Origin of the sequence: Burkholderia sp. AU28863, assembly GCF_002223195.1 — a bacterium.
Taxonomy (GTDB): Bacteria; Pseudomonadota; Gammaproteobacteria; order Burkholderiales; family Burkholderiaceae; genus Burkholderia; species Burkholderia sola.
The window spans coordinates 1,075,028-1,093,493 of record NZ_NKFE01000005.1 but is presented as its reverse complement, the minus strand read 5'-3'; the positions used below and the strand labels follow the sequence as shown (position 1 = coordinate 1,093,493).

Annotated in this window: 13 protein-coding genes; 7 read left to right on the top strand and 6 right to left on the bottom strand. The window is 68.3% G+C overall.

All coding sequences use genetic code 11. The features are described from left to right. Positions 1–2 precede the first annotated feature (2 nt). Positions 3–962, bottom strand: a complete 960-nt coding sequence (locus CFB81_RS21395) for a GlxA family transcriptional regulator (protein ID WP_089436430.1) — start codon at positions 960–962, stop codon at positions 3–5. Positions 963–1,094: 132 nt separating this feature from the next. Here CFB81_RS21395 and CFB81_RS21390 point away from each other — a divergent pair, with 132 nt between their 5' ends. Then, positions 1,095–1,895: an SDR family oxidoreductase gene (locus CFB81_RS21390; protein ID WP_069616497.1), complete on the top strand. Its 801-nt coding sequence runs from the start codon at positions 1,095–1,097 to the stop codon at positions 1,893–1,895. Here CFB81_RS21390 and CFB81_RS21385 read toward each other — a convergent pair. The 3 genes from CFB81_RS21385 to CFB81_RS21375 form a co-directional block, all read right to left on the bottom strand. Then, on the bottom strand, positions 1,892–3,241 hold the full coding sequence (locus CFB81_RS21385; protein WP_069616496.1) for an MFS transporter: 1,350 nt from the start codon (positions 3,239–3,241) through the stop codon (positions 1,892–1,894). The genes CFB81_RS21390 and CFB81_RS21385 overlap by 4 nt on opposite strands. Positions 3,242–3,298: 57 nt before the next feature. Then, positions 3,299–4,645, bottom strand: a complete 1,347-nt coding sequence (locus CFB81_RS21380) for an MFS transporter (RefSeq protein ID WP_089436429.1) — start codon at positions 4,643–4,645, stop codon at positions 3,299–3,301. Between the two features lie 186 nt (positions 4,646–4,831). After that, positions 4,832–5,791 (bottom strand): MBL fold metallo-hydrolase, encoded by a 960-nt coding sequence (locus CFB81_RS21375; protein WP_069616494.1) that lies wholly within the window; start codon positions 5,789–5,791, stop codon positions 4,832–4,834. Positions 5,792–5,969: 178 nt separating this feature from the next. On the opposite strand from CFB81_RS21375, the gene CFB81_RS21370 reads away from it, so the two are divergent. Then, a complete protein-coding gene (locus CFB81_RS21370; protein ID WP_089436428.1) occupies positions 5,970–7,619 on the top strand; it encodes an IclR family transcriptional regulator in 1,650 nt (549 codons plus the stop codon). Between the two features lie 778 nt (positions 7,620–8,397). Here the strand turns inward: CFB81_RS21370 and CFB81_RS21360 are convergent. Continuing rightward, on the bottom strand, positions 8,398–8,880 hold the full coding sequence (locus CFB81_RS21360) for an Lrp/AsnC family transcriptional regulator (RefSeq protein WP_006479115.1): 483 nt from the start codon (positions 8,878–8,880) through the stop codon (positions 8,398–8,400). 284 nt (positions 8,881–9,164) lie between these two features. On the opposite strand from CFB81_RS21360, the gene CFB81_RS21355 reads away from it, so the two are divergent. The 3 genes from CFB81_RS21355 (at position 9,165) to CFB81_RS21345 (ending at position 12,486) form a co-directional block, all read left to right on the top strand. Then, complete coding sequence (locus CFB81_RS21355; RefSeq protein WP_089436427.1) at positions 9,165–9,827, top strand: LysE family translocator; 663 nt, start codon at positions 9,165–9,167, stop codon at positions 9,825–9,827. Positions 9,828–9,932: 105 nt separating this feature from the next. After that, on the top strand, positions 9,933–10,364 hold the full coding sequence (locus CFB81_RS21350; protein WP_089436426.1) for a YqaA family protein: 432 nt from the start codon (positions 9,933–9,935) through the stop codon (positions 10,362–10,364). A 139-nt stretch (positions 10,365–10,503) separates the two neighbouring features. Next, positions 10,504–12,486 (top strand): methyl-accepting chemotaxis protein, encoded by a 1,983-nt coding sequence (locus tag CFB81_RS21345; RefSeq protein WP_069616492.1) that lies wholly within the window; start codon positions 10,504–10,506, stop codon positions 12,484–12,486. Between the two features lie 37 nt (positions 12,487–12,523). On the opposite strand, the gene CFB81_RS21340 is transcribed toward CFB81_RS21345, so the two are convergent. Beyond that, on the bottom strand, positions 12,524–14,176 hold the full coding sequence (locus tag CFB81_RS21340; protein WP_089436425.1) for an acyl-CoA synthetase: 1,653 nt from the start codon (positions 14,174–14,176) through the stop codon (positions 12,524–12,526). Positions 14,177–14,344: 168 nt separating this feature from the next. Between CFB81_RS21340 and CFB81_RS21335 the strand changes: the two genes are divergently transcribed. After that, complete coding sequence (locus CFB81_RS21335; RefSeq protein WP_179236022.1) at positions 14,345–15,088, top strand: Crp/Fnr family transcriptional regulator; 744 nt, start codon at positions 14,345–14,347, stop codon at positions 15,086–15,088. A 185-nt stretch (positions 15,089–15,273) separates the two neighbouring features. Beyond that, positions 15,274–18,441 (top strand): efflux RND transporter permease subunit, encoded by a 3,168-nt coding sequence (locus tag CFB81_RS21330; protein ID WP_089436424.1) that lies wholly within the window; start codon positions 15,274–15,276, stop codon positions 18,439–18,441. The last annotated feature ends 25 nt before the right edge of the window (positions 18,442–18,466 follow it).

Sequence of the window (18,466 nt, the reverse complement as noted above, 5' to 3'; positions counted from 1 at the left end):
CGTCAGCCCGTTTCCCGCTGGCCCGCCCGCGCATCGCGCCGCAGCGCCTGCGGCGGCACGCCGAACCCGCGCACGAACGCGTCGCGCATGTGCCGGCGGTCGCGAAAACCATTCTCCTTCGCGATCACGTCGAGCGGATGGCGGCTCTGTTCGATCATCAGCCGCGCCGATTCGAGCCGCAGCCGCTCGATCGCCTTCGCCGGCGACTGCCCGGTTTCGAGCGTAAACACGCGGCTGAACTGGCGCGGGCTCAGGTGCACGGCCTCGGCCAGCGCCTCGACGGTCAGCGCGCGGCCGAGATTCCGCCGCGCGTAGTCGAGCGCGTTCTGGATGCGGTCGGATTTCGGCGCAAGCTCGAGCATTTCCGAATGCTGCGACTGGCCGCCGGCGCGGCGCTGATGCATCACCAGCTTGTGCGCGACCGACCGCGCGGCGTCGGCGCCGAGGTCCTTTTCCACCATCGCGAGCGCGAGATCGAGGCCGGCCGTCATCCCGGCCGACGTCCAGATCGGACCGTCGACGATGAAGATCCGGTCGTCCTCGACGCGAATCTCCGGGTAGTGCCGCTGCATGTCCCGGCCGAACGCCCAGTGCGTGGTCGCGCGGCGCTGCGCGAGCAGCCCGGCCTCGGCCAGCACGAACGCGCCCGTGCAGATGCCGGCGATCCGCCGCGCCTGCCCGTTCGCGCGGCGCAGGTAAGCAACGACACCGGCCGGCGCCGGCGAGGCTAGCGGATCGTTGACGCCCGCGACGATCCACGTATCGACGCCGATCCGCCCGCGCAGCGCGCGCGTGGCGACCGGCAGCCCGAGCGACGAGCGCACGTCGCCGCCGTCGACCGAATAGCTGTCCATCGCGTAGAACGGCGCGTCCATCCCCATGTTCGCGTACTCGAACACCGACTGCGCGGCGAGCGCCATGATCTGAAAGCCGTCGCTGATCAGAAAGCCGATTCGGTGCATCTGCGTTCTCCGGTTTCGTGCCCAATGGCCCGATGTCCGAAATCATACCCATCTACGTCATTTGTGTCGCCGCGCTTCGAGGCCAGAATGCCTTCACGCCATCCGGCCATCCTCATCGAAACGGAGTACATCATGACGCAAGCACATCGCGGTACCGCTGTCATTACCGGCGCGTCGTCGGGCATCGGCGCCGTCTACGCGGACCGCCTCGCGCGCCGCGGCTACGACCTGATCCTGGTCGCGCGCAGCCGCGACCGGTTGAGCGCCCTCGCCGACCGCATCACGAACGACACGCAGCGCGGCGTCGAGATCGTCGACGCGGACCTCAACGACCGCGCGGCGCTCGCCGCCGTCGAAGCGAAGCTGAAACAGGACGCGAGCATCACGCTGCTCGTGAACAACGCGGGCATCGGCACGCATGCGCCGCTGCTCGACAGCGACGTCGACGCGATGACGCGGATGATCGACCTGAACGTGACCGCGCTCACGCGGCTGACCTATGCGGCCGTGCCCGGCTTCGTCGCGCGCGGCCGCGGCGCGGTGATCAACATTTCGTCGATCGTCGCGATCTCGCCGGAAACGCTGAATGGCGTGTACGGCGGCAGCAAGGCGTTCGTGCTCGCGTTCAGCCAGTCGCTGCATCACGAGCTCGCCGACAAGGGCGTGCAGGTGCAGGCCGTGCTGCCCGGCGCGACGGCCACCGATTTCTGGCAGACGGGCGGCCTGCCGCTCGAGCATCTGCCGAAGGAAATCGTGATGACGGCGCCGGACATGGTCGATGCGGCGCTGGTCGGGTTCGATCGCGGCGAGCTCGTGACGATCCCGTCGCTGCACGCGGGCGACGAATGGGACGCGTACGAGGCCGCGCGCCGCACGATGGCGCCGCACCTGTCGGCCGATACGCCGGCCCCGCGCTACACCGCGGCGCGCTAGCTGCCGGCGGGGCCCGCGCCGCGCGGTGCGGCGCGCACGCCCAGCAGCATCGCGACCGCGCACGCGGCCAGCAAACCGGCGATCATCAGCATCGCCGAATCCATGCTTCCCGTGCGCGTGCGGATCACCCCGACGATCCACGGCGTGATCATTCCGCTCGACACGCCGATGCTGCTGATCAGCGCGATCCCGCCCGCCGCGCCGGCCCCCGCGAAATACGCGGACGGCACGGCCCAGAACACCGGATGCGCGGCGAAGATCAGCATCGCCGCGATCGACAGCAACGCCATCATCGCGACGATGCTCGGCAGGTGCAGCGTCAGCAACGCGAGGGCCAGCGCACCGCCGAACGCGCATGCGGCGAAATGCCGGCGCCGTTCGCGCTTGCGGTCGGAGCGCCGCGCGATCGCGATCAGGCCGGCCGCGCCGATCGCGTTCGGCACGATCGACAGCAGGCTGATGTGCACGACGTCGTGAATGCCGAATTCGCGAATCATCAGCGGCATCCAGAACAGCAGCATCAGCAGCGCGGTCGTCAGCGAGAAATAGATGAACGCGAACAGATAGGTGCGCGGCTCGGCCAGCACCTGCCGCAGCGAAGCAGCCGCGTGCGCGGGCGCATCGGCGCGATCGGCGGCGAGGTCGGCCGCGAGCCGCTGCCGATCGTCGTCGGACAGCCAGCGCGCGTGTTCGGGGCGGTCGCACAGCCAGAACCATGCGATCGCGCCGAGCAGGACCGCGGGCGCGCCCTCGATCGCGAACATCCATTGCCAGCCGTGCAGCCCGAGCACGCCGGCCATCCCGCGCATCAGCCAGCCCGACAGCAGCCCGCCGACCATCCCGGCCACCGCGACGCCCGCATAGAAGATCGACAGCACCGATGCGCGCCGGCGCGCCGGATACCAGTACGTCAGATAGAACACCACCCCGGGGAAGAAGCCGGCCTCGAACAGCCCGAGCAGGAACCGCAGCACGTAGAACTGCTTCGCGCTGTCGACGGTGATCATCGCGACCGACACCGCGCCCCACAGGACCATGATCCGCGCGAACGTGCGGCGCGCGCCGAAGCGGCGCAGCAGCGCGTTGCTCGGCACCTCGAACAGCACGTAGCCGACGAAGAACAGCACCGCGCCGAGGCTGTACATCGCATCGGTCAGCCCGAGATCCTGCCGCATCTGCAACTGCGCGAAGCCGATGTTGCTGCGATCGAGAATCGACACGATGTAACAGACGAACAGGAACGGCACGATCCGGATGCCGATGCGGCGGTACAGCGCGTCGTTGCCGGACGCGGCGGAACCGGACGCGGCCGCGTGCGCGGCGTCTGCTTGCAGGGGGATGGACATCGATCGTCTCCTCGATGGATGCGAATACGGGCCGGACGGGAAACGCGACGCCGACGTTCAGCCGCGCCGGGCGGATTCGCCCTTCACGCCGACCATCAGCGCCACGCCGCTCGCGACCAGCAGCGCGGCCAGCAGATACACGGCGAGATCCATGCTGCCCGTGCGCGTGCGGATCATCCCGATCACCCACGGGCTGACGATGCCGCTCGTGATCCCGATGCTGCTGATCAACGCGATCCCGGCCGCGGCCGCGTTGCCGGACAGGTAGCGGGTCGGCACGGCCCAGAAGATCGGCAGCGCGGCGAAGATCAGCGTCGCCGCGATCGACAGGCACGCGAGCATCGCCGCGAAGCTGTGCAGGTGCAGCGTCAGGGCCGCGAGCGCGAGGCCGCCGCCGATCGTGCAGCACGCGAAGTGCTTGCGGCGCTCGCCGGTGCGGTCCGAGCGGCGCGCGATCAGCATCAGCCCCACCGCGCCCACCGCATTCGGCACGACCGTGTAGAGGCTCACGGCCACGACGTCGGTCACGCCGAAGTCGCGGATCATCAGCGGCATCCAGAAGTTGAGCGTCAGCGATGCGCAGGTCAGCGAGAAATAGATGAACGCGAACAGGTACACGCGCGGATTCGCGAGCGCGGCCAGCACGCTGCGCCCGTCGTGTGCGTTGCCGTGTGTGCGGCCTTCGTCGCACAGCGCGGCGACGCGCGCCTTTTCGTCGGCCGTGAGCCACGTCGCGTCCCGCGGCCGGTCGACGAGGAGCGTGAACGCGGCGAATGCGAGCAGGATCGCCGGCGCACCTTCGATCGCGAACATCCACTGCCAGCCGTGCAGCCCGAGCACGCCACTCATGTCGCGCATGATCCAGCCGGACAGCAGCCCGCCGAGCACGCCGGCCACCGCGACGCCCGCGAAGAACACGGAGATCGCGGCCGCACGCCGGCTCGCGGGGAACCAGTAGGTCAGGTACAGCACGATGCCGGGGAAGAAGCCGGCCTCGAACACGCCGAGCAGGAAGCGCAGCACGTAGAAATGCGACGGCTGCGACACGAACATCATCCCGGTCGACGCGAGGCCCCACAGCAGCATGATCCGCGTGAACGTGCGGCGCGCGCCGAACCGCGCGAGCAGCATGTTGCTCGGCACTTCGCAGAACACGTAGCCGACGTAGAACACCGCGGCGCCGAGGCCGTACATCGCATCGCTGAAGCCGAGATCGTGCTTCATCTGCAACTGCGCGAAGCCGATGTTGATGCGGTCGAGAAACGACACGACGTAGCAGAGGAACAGGAACGGAACGATCCGCCACGCGATCTTGCGGAACAGCAGCGCATCGCCGGATGCGGAAGTCGGCGCCGAAGCGCTCGCGTGCGCGAGCGTCGCTTCGGCGGGAAGCGATTGGGGCATGTCTCTCTCCAAACGGGCCGCGCGATATCGAGCGCGCGGCAGTCTCCGAGGGCGTGCGTGCGCCCTGCTTTCTTGTGAGACCGGATACGGTTGCCGACGCCGCGGCGCGATGCCGCCGCGGATGCCGCAACCCTCAGTGAAACGGCGGGACGATCATGCGAACGCCGCCCCGCTACCGCGTGCCATTCACTCCTGCAGCGCGGCCCACATGTCCTTGTCGCGCTGCGCGGTCCAGATGCGCGGATGCGCGATGCCGCTCGCTTCGTCGAACGCGCGCGACACGTCGAACGGCAAACAGTGCTCGTAGATGAACACGTGGCCGAACTTCGGGTCCATCGCCTCGCGCGTGAGCGCCATCGCCGCCTTCAGGTCGAGATTGCGCTCGACGGCCTTGCGGCCCTGCGCGAGCAGCGTCGTGACGAAATCCTTCGTGTAGTCGAGGCCCTTGTTCACGTCGGCCGGATTCAGCAGCGCGGGGCCGCGGCCCGGCACGAGCTTCTCGGCGCCAAGCGCGCGCAGCGCCTCGAGCGTGGCCGGCCACTGTTCGAGCTGCGCGTCGCCGCAATAGCAGGCCGCGTCGTATTCGACGAGGTCGCCCGAGAACAGCACCTTCTGCGACGGCAGCCACACGATCGTGTCGCCCTTCGTGTGGCCCGAGCCGACGTGCATGATCTTCACTTCGAGCTTGCCGAGGAACAGCGTGATCTCGCGCTCGAACACGAGCGTCGGCCAGGTCAGGCCCGGCACCGTCTCGACGCCGGCGAACAGGCGCGGGAAGCGCTCGATCTCCGACTTCATGTCCGCCTCGCCGCGCTCGACGATCATCTCGTACGTGCCGCGGCTCGCGATCACGTGCTGCGCGCCTTCGTCGAAGTACGCGGACGCGCCGAGCACGCGCACCGCATGGTAGTGCGACAGCACGACGTGCTTGATCGGCTTGTCGGTCACGCTGCGGATCTTCGCGATCAGGTCCTGCGCCATCGCGGGCGTCGCGGTCGTGTCGACGATCAGCACGCTGTCGTCGCCGATGATCACGCCCGAGTTCGGGTCGCCTTCGGCTGTGTATGCGTACGCGTTCTCGGACAGCTTCGTCCAGGTGACTTTCTTCTCTTCCAGATCGGCTTGGGAGGCGAATGCTTTGGCCATTGTGCGTTCCGTGGCTGCGAGCCATGTGTTGAGGGGAATGGGCCGATCATCTGCCTGCACCCAATATTTGTCAATGGCAAATATGCTTGTTATTGTCTAATACGGGTAAACCTCCGGGCTGGCGCTGAAAACGGCGTCGGATACCATGCGAGGTTTCGTCAAACGGAAGAATCATCGCGTGCAGAACCACGAAGTCAGCGCGGACGACGCGCCGCCCAAGGCGCAACGCGGCATCCAGAGTGTCGAGGTCGGCGGCCGGCTGCTCGACGCGTTCGCGCGCCGGCGCAAGCCGCTTGGGCTGTCGGAGCTGGCCGCGGCGGCCGATCTCTCCACCGCGCAGGCGCACACCTATCTCGTGAGCCTGACGCGGCTCGCGCTGGTGAAGCGCGATGCGATCACCGGCGACTACGAGCCGGGCCCGCTGTCGCTGCGGCTCGGGCTGATGTCGATCGAGCGCCAGCCGGCCTACCGCGCGACGCTGCCGCATGCGGCGCGGCTCGCGGAAACGGTCGGCCTGAGCGTCGCGCTGTCGGTGCCGGGCGTGCTCGGCCCGACGATCGTGCGCATCGAGCACGGCGGCTATCCGCTGCACGTGAACCTGCACGTCGGTTCGGTGATGTCGCTCGACACCACGGCGACCGGCCGGGTGTTCCGCGCGTTCGGCGACGCCGCGCAAATCAACGCGATGGCGGCCAGCCAGGCCGGCGCGGGCGAGACGCTCGCCGGCGCCGAACGCGCGTCACGCGCGCCGGACCCCGACGCGCAACACGTCGACCTCGACGCGATCCGCGCGCGCGGCATCGAACGCAGCATCGACCGGCCGAGCCCGGGCGTCAGCGGGATGTGCGTGCCCGTCCTCGATGCGCACGGGTGCCTGCAGCTCGCGTTGACGGTCATCGGGTCGACGGGCTCGATCGATGTCGACTGGAACGGCCCGATCGCCGCGGCGTTGCGCGACGCGGCGCGGCAGGCCACCGCGTCGCTCGGCGCGGTGCGTGCGGAGCCGGCGCCCGCACCGGCGTCGGGTCCCGCGCGCGTACCGCCGGCGCTGGCCGACGACGCGAAGGCGCAGCGCGGAATCAATGCGCTCGACAGCACCGGCGACCTGCTGCTCGCGCTGGTGTCGGCGGGCCGCGCGCTGCCGCTGCGCGATCTCGCGACGGCGGCCGGCATGCCTGCGGCGAAGGCGTTTCCGCATCTGGTCAGCCTGCAGAAGATCGGCCTGCTGAGCCGCGACGAAGCCGGTTGCTTCGACGGCGGCCCGCTCGCGCAGGCGCTCGGCCTGATTGCGATGCAGCGCGTGTCGCCGACGCGCGACGCGGAAGCCGAGATCGTCGCGCTCGCCGGCGCGACCGACATGAGCGTGGCCGCCGCGACGCTCGGGCCGCTCGGGCCGACCGTGATCCGGCTGGAAGAATCGGCGCGGCCGCAGCACGTGAGCCTGCAGGTCGGCACCGTGATGTCGCTCGTCAATACGGCGATCGGGCGGATTTTCGCGTCCGGCATGTCCGACGACGTGCTGGCCGACCTGCTGGCCAACGAGCCCGTGCGCCTCGCTGGCGCGCCTGCCGCGCCGGACGACGCGGCCTTCCGCGCGCGGCTCGCGGCGATTCGCGCGGACGAACTCGATTTCGCGTTCGACGCGCCGGTGCCGGGCATCGGGACGATCGCCGCGCCGGTGTTCGATCACACCGGCAGCATCCGCCTCGTGATCGCGATCATCGGTTCGTCGCGCGGCTTCCCGCGCGAGCCGGAGAGCGAACTGGCGCACGCGCTGCGCGCCGCGACGCGGCGACTGTCCTGGCGCTTCGGGTGGATCGGCCGGTAGCCACGCCCTTCTCCCCACGTACCTTCGACTCCCTTTCTTTCTGCCCGCGAGGCCGCGCGGGCTGCCTCGTCACGCGTGCCCGACGAGCGCGGACTGCCAATATTCATGTTGCGCAGCAGCAACATCAATTGTCAGTAATTCTCATATAACGAAATCGCATTTCACAAAGCGGGGCCGTTTCGCTATGATTAGGGTTATCCCTAACTCGCCACCTATATGGGGCTTCGTCATGCAAACGTCTAATGTCTCCGATCGTTCCACCCAATCCACTGGCTGGCTCGCACGTGTTGGCGAGCTGCTGGCAGAAGCCTGGGCACTGCACCTCGAGAACTGCGAAGTCATCGCTGAAGCACACGCGCGCCTGCCGCGCTGAGCGAATCGCCGGTCGCCTGACGCGCGCCGCGAGCGGCTGTTGCGCCGGGCACGCGACGGGTGCGTCGGTCGGATAGCAAGAGGCCGGGCCCGGCCGAATGCGCTCGGCGCGTGGCGAGCGTTTCAAGAGCGTATCGAGGCCGTGTTTCAGGCCGATGCCGGCGCGGATGCATACGTATCGGCGCGGATCACTTGCTGCAAGCCGGTTGCCTCGGTGAAAAGCCATTCCCCTCCGACGGGCGATTAACACCGGCCATCCCGAACGGAAGATTCATCCGTTTTTGTGGCTCTGCGGGCAGTCCCGCCGGTGAGCCTTCCTTTCGGCCGTTCGCCGGTCACGTCCGCGTCGGCGCCTCGTCGCATGCACCGCCGCTTCAACGCCGGTCGCGCTCGCATTTCCCTTGCGTCACACCTGAATCGAAGGCACGTCCTTCATGCATCGCAGCGCGAACATCGAGCGGCTGTGGCGAATACTCGAGATCCGGTACAGCTTTTCGCGCAGGAAGCGCTCGTAGCCGGCCGTGCCGTCCACCGCGACCTTGATCCAGTAGTCGTACTCGCCCGACACCAGATACGCCTCGAGCACCTCGGGCAGCGCCGCCAGTTCGGCGCCGAAGCGCGCCAGCGCGTCGTCTTCATGGCGATCGAGCGTGACTTCGAGAATCACGATATCCGCATAGCCGAGCTTGCGCTGGTTGACCAGCGCGACATAGCCGTCGATGTACCCGTCGAGTTCGAGTTGCCGCGTGCGGTTCCAGCAGGCGGTGGTCGACATGCCGATCTGTTCGGCCAGTTCGGCGTTCGACAGACGCGCATTTTTCTGCAATGCGCCGAGGATCTTGCGGTCCTGATTGTCGAGCGTTTTCGGCGTGCGTTCGCGGGTAGCCATGATGAGAAGAATCTTCTACTGAAAAACGCGATTCTACCTGAACGACATTCCGGTTTCAGATCCGTTTTGCTGGAAAACAGGAAGCCTTTTAACCGGCCTGCTTGATACATTTTCTTCATGCCTGCTGCCCGGCACGCTCCCCGCGATCACCCGTCGCAGCGGGACGCACGACCGCAATCACGAGTTGCGGGGCCGGCCGGCAGACATGCGATTCCCCGCCGCCCGCACGCCTATCCGACCGCGTGCGGGGCCGGTGCCTGCTTCCTCGTTCCTGCCCGTCCGTCATGTCGTTCAAGCTTTATCTGTCGTTCCTCGCTGCTTCCGTCGTCCTCATCTACGCACCCGGCCCCGTCAACCTGCTCACGATGAACCAGGCGCTGCGCACCGGCTGGCGCCGTGCGCTGCCATGCGTCTGGGGCGGCACGCTCGCCGTGCTGCTGCAACTCGCATTGACCGCGCTGTGCCTGAACTCGCTGGTCCACCTCGACGAACACGCGCTAACCGTGCTGCGCTGGGCCGGCGCCGCGTATCTCGTCTGGCTCGGCGGCAAGCAATGGCTGAGCCGCGCGCCGGCCGGCGCAGCCGCGGCACCGGCCGATACCGGCACCGGCACCGCAACGGCAAGCGCCGCGCCGGACACCGACACCCGGCGCGCATTGTTCTGGCGCGGCGTCGCGACTTCCGGTCTGAATCCGAAGACGCTGCTGTTCTTTCCGTCGTTCTTTCCACAGTTCATCAGCCCGACTGCCGAGTGGAGCCTGAACCTTCAATATCTGCTGCTCGCCGCGACGTTCGCCCTGCTGTTCGCGGGCGGCGTCGCATCGATGGCGCTGTTCTCGCACCGGCTGAGCCGCGCGTTGCAGCGGCCCGCGCGGATGCGTGCGATGAACCGCGTGACGGGCGGGCTGCTCGTCGGGATGGGCGCGATCATGGTCGGCTGGAACTGAAAACCGCCGACGCGTTCCTTTCCGCACGACCGCACGACCGCACGACCGCACGACCGCACGACCGCACGACCGCACCGGCGGCGACGTCGCCAGTACAATCGCGCGATGCCCGAATTGCTCACTTACGGCGGCCTGTTCGCCGTGTCGATGGTCGCCGCGACCCTGTTTCCGCTCCAGTCCGAGGCCGTGCTCGCCGGCCTGCTGCTCGCCGGCCGCGAACCCGTGTGGGCGCTGGTGCTCGTCGCGAGCGTCGGCAATGTCGCCGGCTCGGCGATCAACTGGGCGCTCGGACGCGGCATCGAGCACTTTCGCGAGCGCCGCTGGTTTCCGGTCAAGCCGTCGGCGCTGGCGCGCGCCGAGGGCTGGTATGCGCGCTACGGCCGCTGGTCGCTGCTGCTGAGCTGGGCGCCGGTGATCGGCGATCCGCTGACGATGATCGCCGGCGTGCTGCGCGAACCGCTGCCGACCTTTCTCGTCATCGTGACGATCGCCAAGGTCGGCCGCTATCTGGCCGTCGCGTGGCTCGTCACCCACTGACCGCCGCTTTCCCTTCGCCCGCCTGCCGGTTCGCGATTCGCGACAGCCGCTAAAGATTTCGCGAAAGTTGCCGTGTTAACGGGTCCACGAGCGGTGACGCGTGCGTTCCGCCCCCTCTCACTCCCACTCAGGATGTTCCATGAGACTGACCCAATTGGGCCGGGTGAGCGTCGGCGCGCGTCTGGCCGCGCTCGCGTGCACGCTCGTCGCCCTGCTGTTTACCGTGTTCGCGTGGACGCTCGCCCATTTCGCCGGCCAGCAGCTCGCCGAGGAAGCGCACCTGCGGATCGACGACAGGGAGCAGTCGATCCGCGCGATGGTCGACCTGTTCGACAAGGCGCTGACCGCCGAAGCCAACCGCTCGATGTCGCTGTTCGCGAGCTTCCTGCCGGCCGATTTCTCGCTCGACCCGGCACGCACCGTCGATATCGGCGGCGTCGCCGCGCCGACCCTCTTCGCGGGCGGCCAGCCGCTCGACCTCGATTACTCGATTCCCGATCAGTTCCTGAAGAAAAGCGGCGCGATCGCGACGATCTTCGCGCGCGACGGCGACGATTTCGTGCGCATCACGACGTCGCTGAAGAAGCAGGACGGCGCGCGCGCCGTCGGCACGAAGCTCGACCGGGCGGGCCCCGCGTATGCGCCGCTGGTCGCGGGGCGCAGCTACACGGGCCTCGCGAAGCTGTTCGGCCGAACGTACATCACGCAGTACAAGCCGGTGACCGACGCGACCGGCCGCGTGATCGGCGCGCTGTTCGTCGGCCTCGACATCGGCGCCGAGCTCAAGCTCGTCCAAGACGGCATCCGCTCGCTGAAGATCGGCGACAACGGCTACTACTTCGTGCTCGATGCGTCGCAAGGCCCGTCGCGCGGCACCTTCGTCGTGCATCCCGACGCGGCGGGCCAGCCGGCCGACAACACGCGCGCGCCCTACGCGCAGATGCTCGCGACGGCCCAAGGCCGGCTCGCGTACACGTCGACCGACCCGGCCGCGCACGACCGCGGGCCGACCGCGAAAGTCGTGTCCTTCACGACGATTCCGCAGTGGCAATGGCTCGTCGGCGGCATCGCACTCGACGACGAACTGCTCGCCACGATGCGCGCCACCCGCAACCGCTTCCTGATGATCGGCGCCGTGCTCGTCGCGGCGTTCGCGACGCTGTTCGTGATCGTCGTGCGTCGCGTCGTGAGCCGGCCGCTGGAAGCCGCCGCCCGCGCGTCGGAGCGCTATGCGGCGGGCGATCTCAGCGTGCGGATCCGCGACGGCGCGAACGTGCCCGACCGCGCGGGCAACGACGAGATCGGCCGTCTCGTGCAGGCGGTCGACGGGATCGGCGACGGCCTTGCGCGCATCGTCGCGCAGGTGCGCAACAGCGCGGCCGACATCGCGCACGGCACGGTCGGCATCGCGGCCGGCAGCGGCGACATCGCCGCGCGGATCGCGACGCAGGCGAGCAGCGTCGAACAGACGGCCGCGAGCATGGAACAGATCACCGCCGCCGTGCAGCAGAGCGCCGAGCATGCGGCACAAGCCAACGCGCTGGTCGCGGACGCATCGGCCGCCGCGACGAACGGCGACGCCGCGGTGCAGCGCGTGGTCGCGACGATGGACGACATCGGCCGCGCGACGCGTCGGATCGCCGAGATCACGGGTGCGATCGAAGGCATCGCGTTCCAGACCAACATCCTCGCGCTGAACGCGGCGGTCGAGGCCGCCCGCGCCGGCGAGCACGGCAAGGGCTTCGCGGTGGTCGCGGCCGAGGTGCGCGCGCTGGCGCAGCGCAGCGCGGCCGCGGTCAAGGAGATCGACGCGCTGAGCGCCGAATCGTCGACGACCGTCGAACAGGGTTACCGGATCGCGGACGCCGCACGCGGCACGATGCGCGACATCGTCGCGCGGGTCGACCAGGTCCGCACGCTGATCGGCGAGATCAGCGCCGCGTCGCGCGAACAATCGACCGGGATCGAGCAGGTGAACCTGGCCGTCACGCAGATCGGCGAAGCGACGCAGCAGAATGCGACGCTGATCTCCGATGCCGAGCGCGCGGCCGTCGCGTTGCGCGACCAGGCCGCTCAGCTGTCGGACGCCGTCAGCGTGTTCCGGCTCGAACGCAGCGCGTGACGCACGACCGATGATCAACCTGGGCCGGGCGGCTCGCTTACTTCTTGTCGCCCGCCAGGTCGATCGCCTTGTCCGAGCCGACCGCATGGCGCAACTGGAACTTCTGGATCTTGCCGGTCGACGTCTTCGGCAGCTCGCCGAAGCGCACGACCTTCGGCACCTTGAAGCCCGCGAGCAGTTGCCGGCAGTGCGCGACGATCTCCGCCTCGGTCGCGCTCGCGCCTTCGCGCAGCTCGACGAACGCGCACGGCACCTCGCCCCACTTCGGGTCGGGCATCGCGACGACGGCCGCGACCGCCACCGCCGGATGCCGGTACAGCGCGTCCTCGACCTCGATGCTCGAGATGTTCTCGCCGCCGGAGATGATGATGTCCTTCTTGCGATCCTTGATCCGTATATAGCCGTCCGGCATCAGCACCGCGAGATCGCCCGTATGGAACCAGCCGCCGTGGAACGCCTCGTCGGTCGCCTTCGGATTCTTCAGGTAGCCCTTCATGCAGATGTTGCCGCGGAACATGATCTCGCCGAGCGTCTCGCCGTCGGCCGGCACCTGCGTCATCGTGTCGGGATCGAGCACCGTCGCGCCCGCTTCGAGGTGGTAGCGCACGCCCTGGCGCGCATTGAGCCGCGCGCGTTCCTCGTCGGACGCGGTTTCCCAGTGCGCCTGCTTCGCGCAGACGGTCGCCGGGCCGTAGACCTCGGTCAGCCCGTACACGTGCAGCAGGTCGAAGCCGATCTCCTTCATCTTCGCGATCACGGCCGGCGCGGGCGCCGCGCCCGCGACCATCGCGTGCACCGTATGGTCGATCCCCGCGCGCAACTCGGCCGGCGCGTTCGCGATCGCGCTCTGCACGATCGGCGCGCCGCAGTAATGCGTGACGCGCTCGCGGCGGATCAGGTCGAACACGGTCTTCGCGTCGAACTTGCGCAGGCACACGTTCACGCCCCCGCGCGCCGCGACGGCCCACGGGAAACACCAGCCGTTGCAGTGGAACATCGGCAGCGTCCACAGATACACCGCGTGCTTCGGCATGTCCCATTCGAGGATGTTGCTGATCGCCGCGAGATACGCGCCGCGATGATGGTAGACGACGCCCTTCGGGTCGCCGGTCGTGCCCGACGTGTAGTTCAGCGCGATCGCCTCCCATTCGTCGGCGGGCGGCGTCCATGCGTAGTCGGGGTCGCCGCCGGCCACGAATGCCTCGTAGTCGGTCGCGCCCGCGAAACGGTCGGGGTCGGCCGGCATCGCGTCGGCCACGCTGACGATCTTCAGGCCCGGCACCTCGAGCGCCGCGCGATGCGCGACCTCCGCGTATTCGGTGTCGACGATCAGCACCTTCGCCTCGCCGTGACGCAGCATGAACAGCACCGACGACACGTCGAGCCGCGTGTTGATCGTGTTCAGCACGGCGCCGGCGATCGGCACGCCGAAGTGCGCCTCGACCATCGCCGGGATGTTCGGCAGCAGTACCGCGACCGTGTCGCCGCGGCCGACGCCGGCCTGCGCGAGCGCGCTCGCCAGCTGCTTCGCGCGCGTGCAGGTCTCGCCCCACGTGCGCCGCACGTCGCCGTGCACGATCGCGAGGCGCTCGCCGTAGACTTCGGCCGCGCGGATCAGGAAATCGATCGGGGTGAGCGGTACGTAATTGGCATCGCGGCGGCCGAGCCCGGCCTCGAACATCTGCGTCATGATCCTGTCTCCCGTGTTCTGTCCACCGGGATGCGTGCACCCCGGATCGTCTTGATGTGGTTCAATTGCCGACAGCCTAACGGGCGCTATTGTGAGCCGTCTGTCATCGAAACGACAGAGTGCCGCTCGAGCGCTGCGCGTTATCCCTATCCTCGCAAACCCGCACTCATGCACGACCGTCCCGACGCGGCCGCCCAGCCGGCCGACACGCTCCCCGAACCGGGCCCGGTGCCGCCGCTCGCGACGCTGTTCGGCCAGTGCGCGTGGTTCCGCACGCTGGCGCCCGAACACCAGGCGCTCGTGCTCGCCCAGTCGCACGTCGAACAGTGCGACGCCGGCGACGTGATCGCGCACCGGCTCGCGCCGTCCGAATACTGGATCGGCGTCCATCAAGGGCTGCTGAAGCTCGCGATCTTCAACGTGTCCGGACGCGGCTGCACGTTTTCCGGCGTGCCGTCGGGCGGCTGGTTCGGCGAAGGCAGCGTGATCAAGCGCGAGCTGCGCAAGTACGAGGTCGTCGCGATCCAGCGCTCGACCGTGCTGTTCGTGCCGGTCGACACGTTCCATGCGCTGCTCGACACGAGCCTGCCGTTCACGCGCTTCGTGATTCATCAGCTGAACAACCGGATGGGCGAATTCATCGCGTCGATCCAGAACAGCCGGCTGCTCGACGTCGACGCGCGCGTCGCGCAGGCGCTCGCGCAGCTCTTCAACCCCGCGCTGTATCCGGATACCGGCCCGTCGCTGTCGATCTCGCAGGAGGAACTGGGGATGCTCGTCGGCGTGTCGCGCCAGCGGATCAACCAGGCGCTGCAGCAGCTCGAGAAGCTCGGCGCGCTGCGGCTCGCGTACAACCAGATCGAGGTCGTCGATCTCGACGCGCTCGCGCGCTTCGGCATGGAGCAGCTGTGAGCGCCGCCCGATGCGCGAAACCGTCGCCATCGCGCCCGCGCATTCCGTCTGCGGAATCGGCCGACGGCCGCCACGCCCCAACCTGACGATTCCGCCAGTTTCGCGACAGTAACCCGTTGCGGGCCGACGCCTATCATTCGGGTTCCCTTCACCGCCGCCCGATCACCGCCTGCCCCGCTGCCTCCATGTGGATCGTCAATCTCGCGCTCAGGCGCCCCTACACGTTCATCGTGATGGCCATCATGATCGTGCTGGCCACCCCGCTTGCGCTGATGCGCACACCGGTCGACGTGCTGCCCGCGATCAACATCCCGGTGATCAGCGTGATCTGGAATTACAGCGGCTTCTCCGCGACGGAGATGACGAACCGCATCACGTCCGTCCATGAACGGATCCTGACGACGACCGTCAACAACATCCAGCACGTCGAATCGACGTCGCTGCCCGGCATCGCGGTCGTGAAGGTGTTCCTGCAACCGGGCGCGAACGTGCAGACGGCGATCGCGCAGACGGTGTCGTCCGCGCAGGCGATCGTGCGGCAGATGCCGCAGGGCGCGACGCCGCCGCTCGTGATCACCTATTCCGCGTCGAGCATTCCGGTGATCCAGCTCGGGCTGTCGAGCAAGACGCTCAGCGAACAGTCGCTCGCCGACATCGCACTCAACTTCCTGCGCCCGCAGCTGATCACGGTGCCGGGCGTGCAGATTCCGTTTCCGTACGGCGGTCGCACGCGCGTGGTCGCGATCGACCTCGATCCGCGGGCGCTGCAAGCGAAGGGCCTCACGCCGGCCGACATCGTCAACGCGGTCAACGCGCAGAACCTCGTGCTGCCCACCGGCACCGCGAAGATGGGCCAGACCGAATACCGGATCGACACGAACGCGTCGGCCGATACGGTCGCCGACATCAGCAACCTGCCGGTCCAGACGATCAACGGCGCGACGACCTACCTGCGCGAGGTCGCGGCGGTGCGCGACGGCTTCGCGCCGCAGACCAACGTCGTGCGCCAGAACGGCCAGCGCGGCGTGCTGATCTCGATCCTGAAAAGCGGCGACGCGTCGACGCTCAAGGTCGTGTCGGACCTGAAGGCGCTGCTGCCGAAGGTGATCCCGACGCTGCCCGAGGGGCTCACGATCACCCCGCTGTTCGACCAGTCGGTGTTCGTGAACGCGGCCGTCCAGGGCGTGATCCACGAGGCGCTGATCGCCGCCGTGCTGACCGCGATGATGATCCTGCTGTTCCTCGGCAACTGGCGCAGCACGCTGATCATCGCGATCTCGATCCCGCTGTCGATCTTCACGTCGCTGATCGCGCTGTCCGCGCTCGGCGAGACCATCAACATCATGACGCTCGGCGGGCTCGCGCTCGCGGTCGGCATTCTCGTCGACGATGCGACCGTCACGATCGAGAACATCGAGCGGCATTTGCACCTCGGTACCGACCTGCACGAAGCGATTCTCGAAGGCGCCGGCGAGATCGCGGTGCCCGCGCTCGTGTCGACGCTGTGCATCTGCATCGTGTTCGTGCCGATGTTCTTCCTGACGGGTGTCGCGCGCTTCCTGTTCGTGCCGCTCGCGGAAGCCGTCGTGTTCGCGATGCTCGCGTCGTACGTGCTGTCGCGCACGCTCGTGCCGACGCTCGCGATGCTGCTGTTCCGCCCGCAGCAGGCGAGCACCGGCCCCGCCGCTTCGACGTCGCGCTTCGCGCGCATCCATCACGCGTTCAACCACGCGTTCGAACGGCTGCGCGCGTGGTACATCGTGCTGCTCAGCATCCTGCTCGTGCGCCGCCGCTTCTACGCGCTGTGCTTCCTCGCCTTCTGCGTGCTGTCGACGGGCCTCGTGTTCGCGCTCGGCCGCGACTTCTTCCCGAACGCCGATTCCGGCAACCTCCGGCTGCACGTGCGTGCGCCGACCGGCTACCGGATCGAGGAAACCGCGCGGCTCGCCGACCAGGTCGAGCGCGTGATCCGCGAAACCGTGCCGCCCGACGAGCTCGGCGCGATCGTCGACAACCTCGGCTTGCCGGTGAGCGGCATCAACCTGTCGTACAGCAACGCCGGCACGATCGGCACGCTCGACGGCGAGCTGCTGATCGCGCTGAAGCCGGGCCATCGCGCAACCGCGCATTACGTAGAGACGTTGCGCACGCTGCTGCCGCAGCGCTTCCCGGGCGTCGAGTTCTTCTTCCAGCCGTCGGACATCATCACGCAGATCCTCAACTTCGGGCAGCCGGCCGCGATCGACGTGCAGGTGCTCGGCAACGATCTCGCGAGTAACATGACGATTGCGAGCAGCCTGATGAAAAAGATCAGGCAAATCCCCGGCGCCGTCGACGTGCACGTGCTGCAACGTAACGACGAACCGACCCTGCTGGCCGACATGGACCGTACGCGCATGCAGCAGCTCAATCTCTCCGCGCAGAACGTCGCGCAGAACATGCTGATCTCGCTGTCGGGGAGTTCGCAGACGACGCCGTCGTTCTGGATCAACCCGCGCACCGGCGTGCAATACCCGCTGCAGATCCAGACCCCGCAATACAACCTGTCGTCGGTCGACGACCTGCTCGGCACGCCGATCTCCGCCAGCGGCCGCACGGGCATGCCGCTGCAACTGCTCGGCAACCTGGTGCAGGTGCGCAGCACCGTGAACCCGGCCGTGATCACGCACTACAACATCCGCCCGGCGATCGACGTGTACGTGAGCGTCGAGGGCCGCGATCTCGGCGCGGTCGCGGGCGAGATCGACCGCATCGTGGCCGACGCGCGCGCGACGCTGCCGCGCGGCACCGACCTCACGATGCGCGGCCAGATCGAGACGATGCGCACGTCGTATGTCGGCCTCGGCGCGGGCGTCGCGATGGCGATCGTGCTCGTCTACCTGCTGATCGTCGTCAATTTCCAGTCGTGGCTCGATCCGCTGATCATCATCAGCGCGATGCCGGCCGCGCTCGCCGGCATCGCGTGGATGCTGTTCATCACCGGCACGCACCTGAGCGTGCCCGCGCTGACGGGCGCGATCATGACGGTCGGCGTCGCGACCGCGAACAGCATTCTCGTCGTCTCGTTCGCGCGGCAACGCCTCGCGGCCGGCGCGCCGCCGCTCACGGCCGCGCTCGAAGCCGGCGCGACACGGATCCGCCCGGTGCTGATGACGGCGCTCGCGATGATCATCGGGATGGTGCCGATGGCGCTCGGTCTCGGCGAAGGCGCCGAGCAGAACGCGCCGCTCGGCCGCGCGGTGATCGGCGGGCTGCTGTTCGCGACCGTTTCGACGTTGCTGTTCGTGCCGCTCGTGTTCGGCGGCGTGCATGCGCGGCTGGCCCGGCGGCGCGCGCGCCAGGCCGGTCACTGACTTTCGCCCCACTACCCGGTTGAAT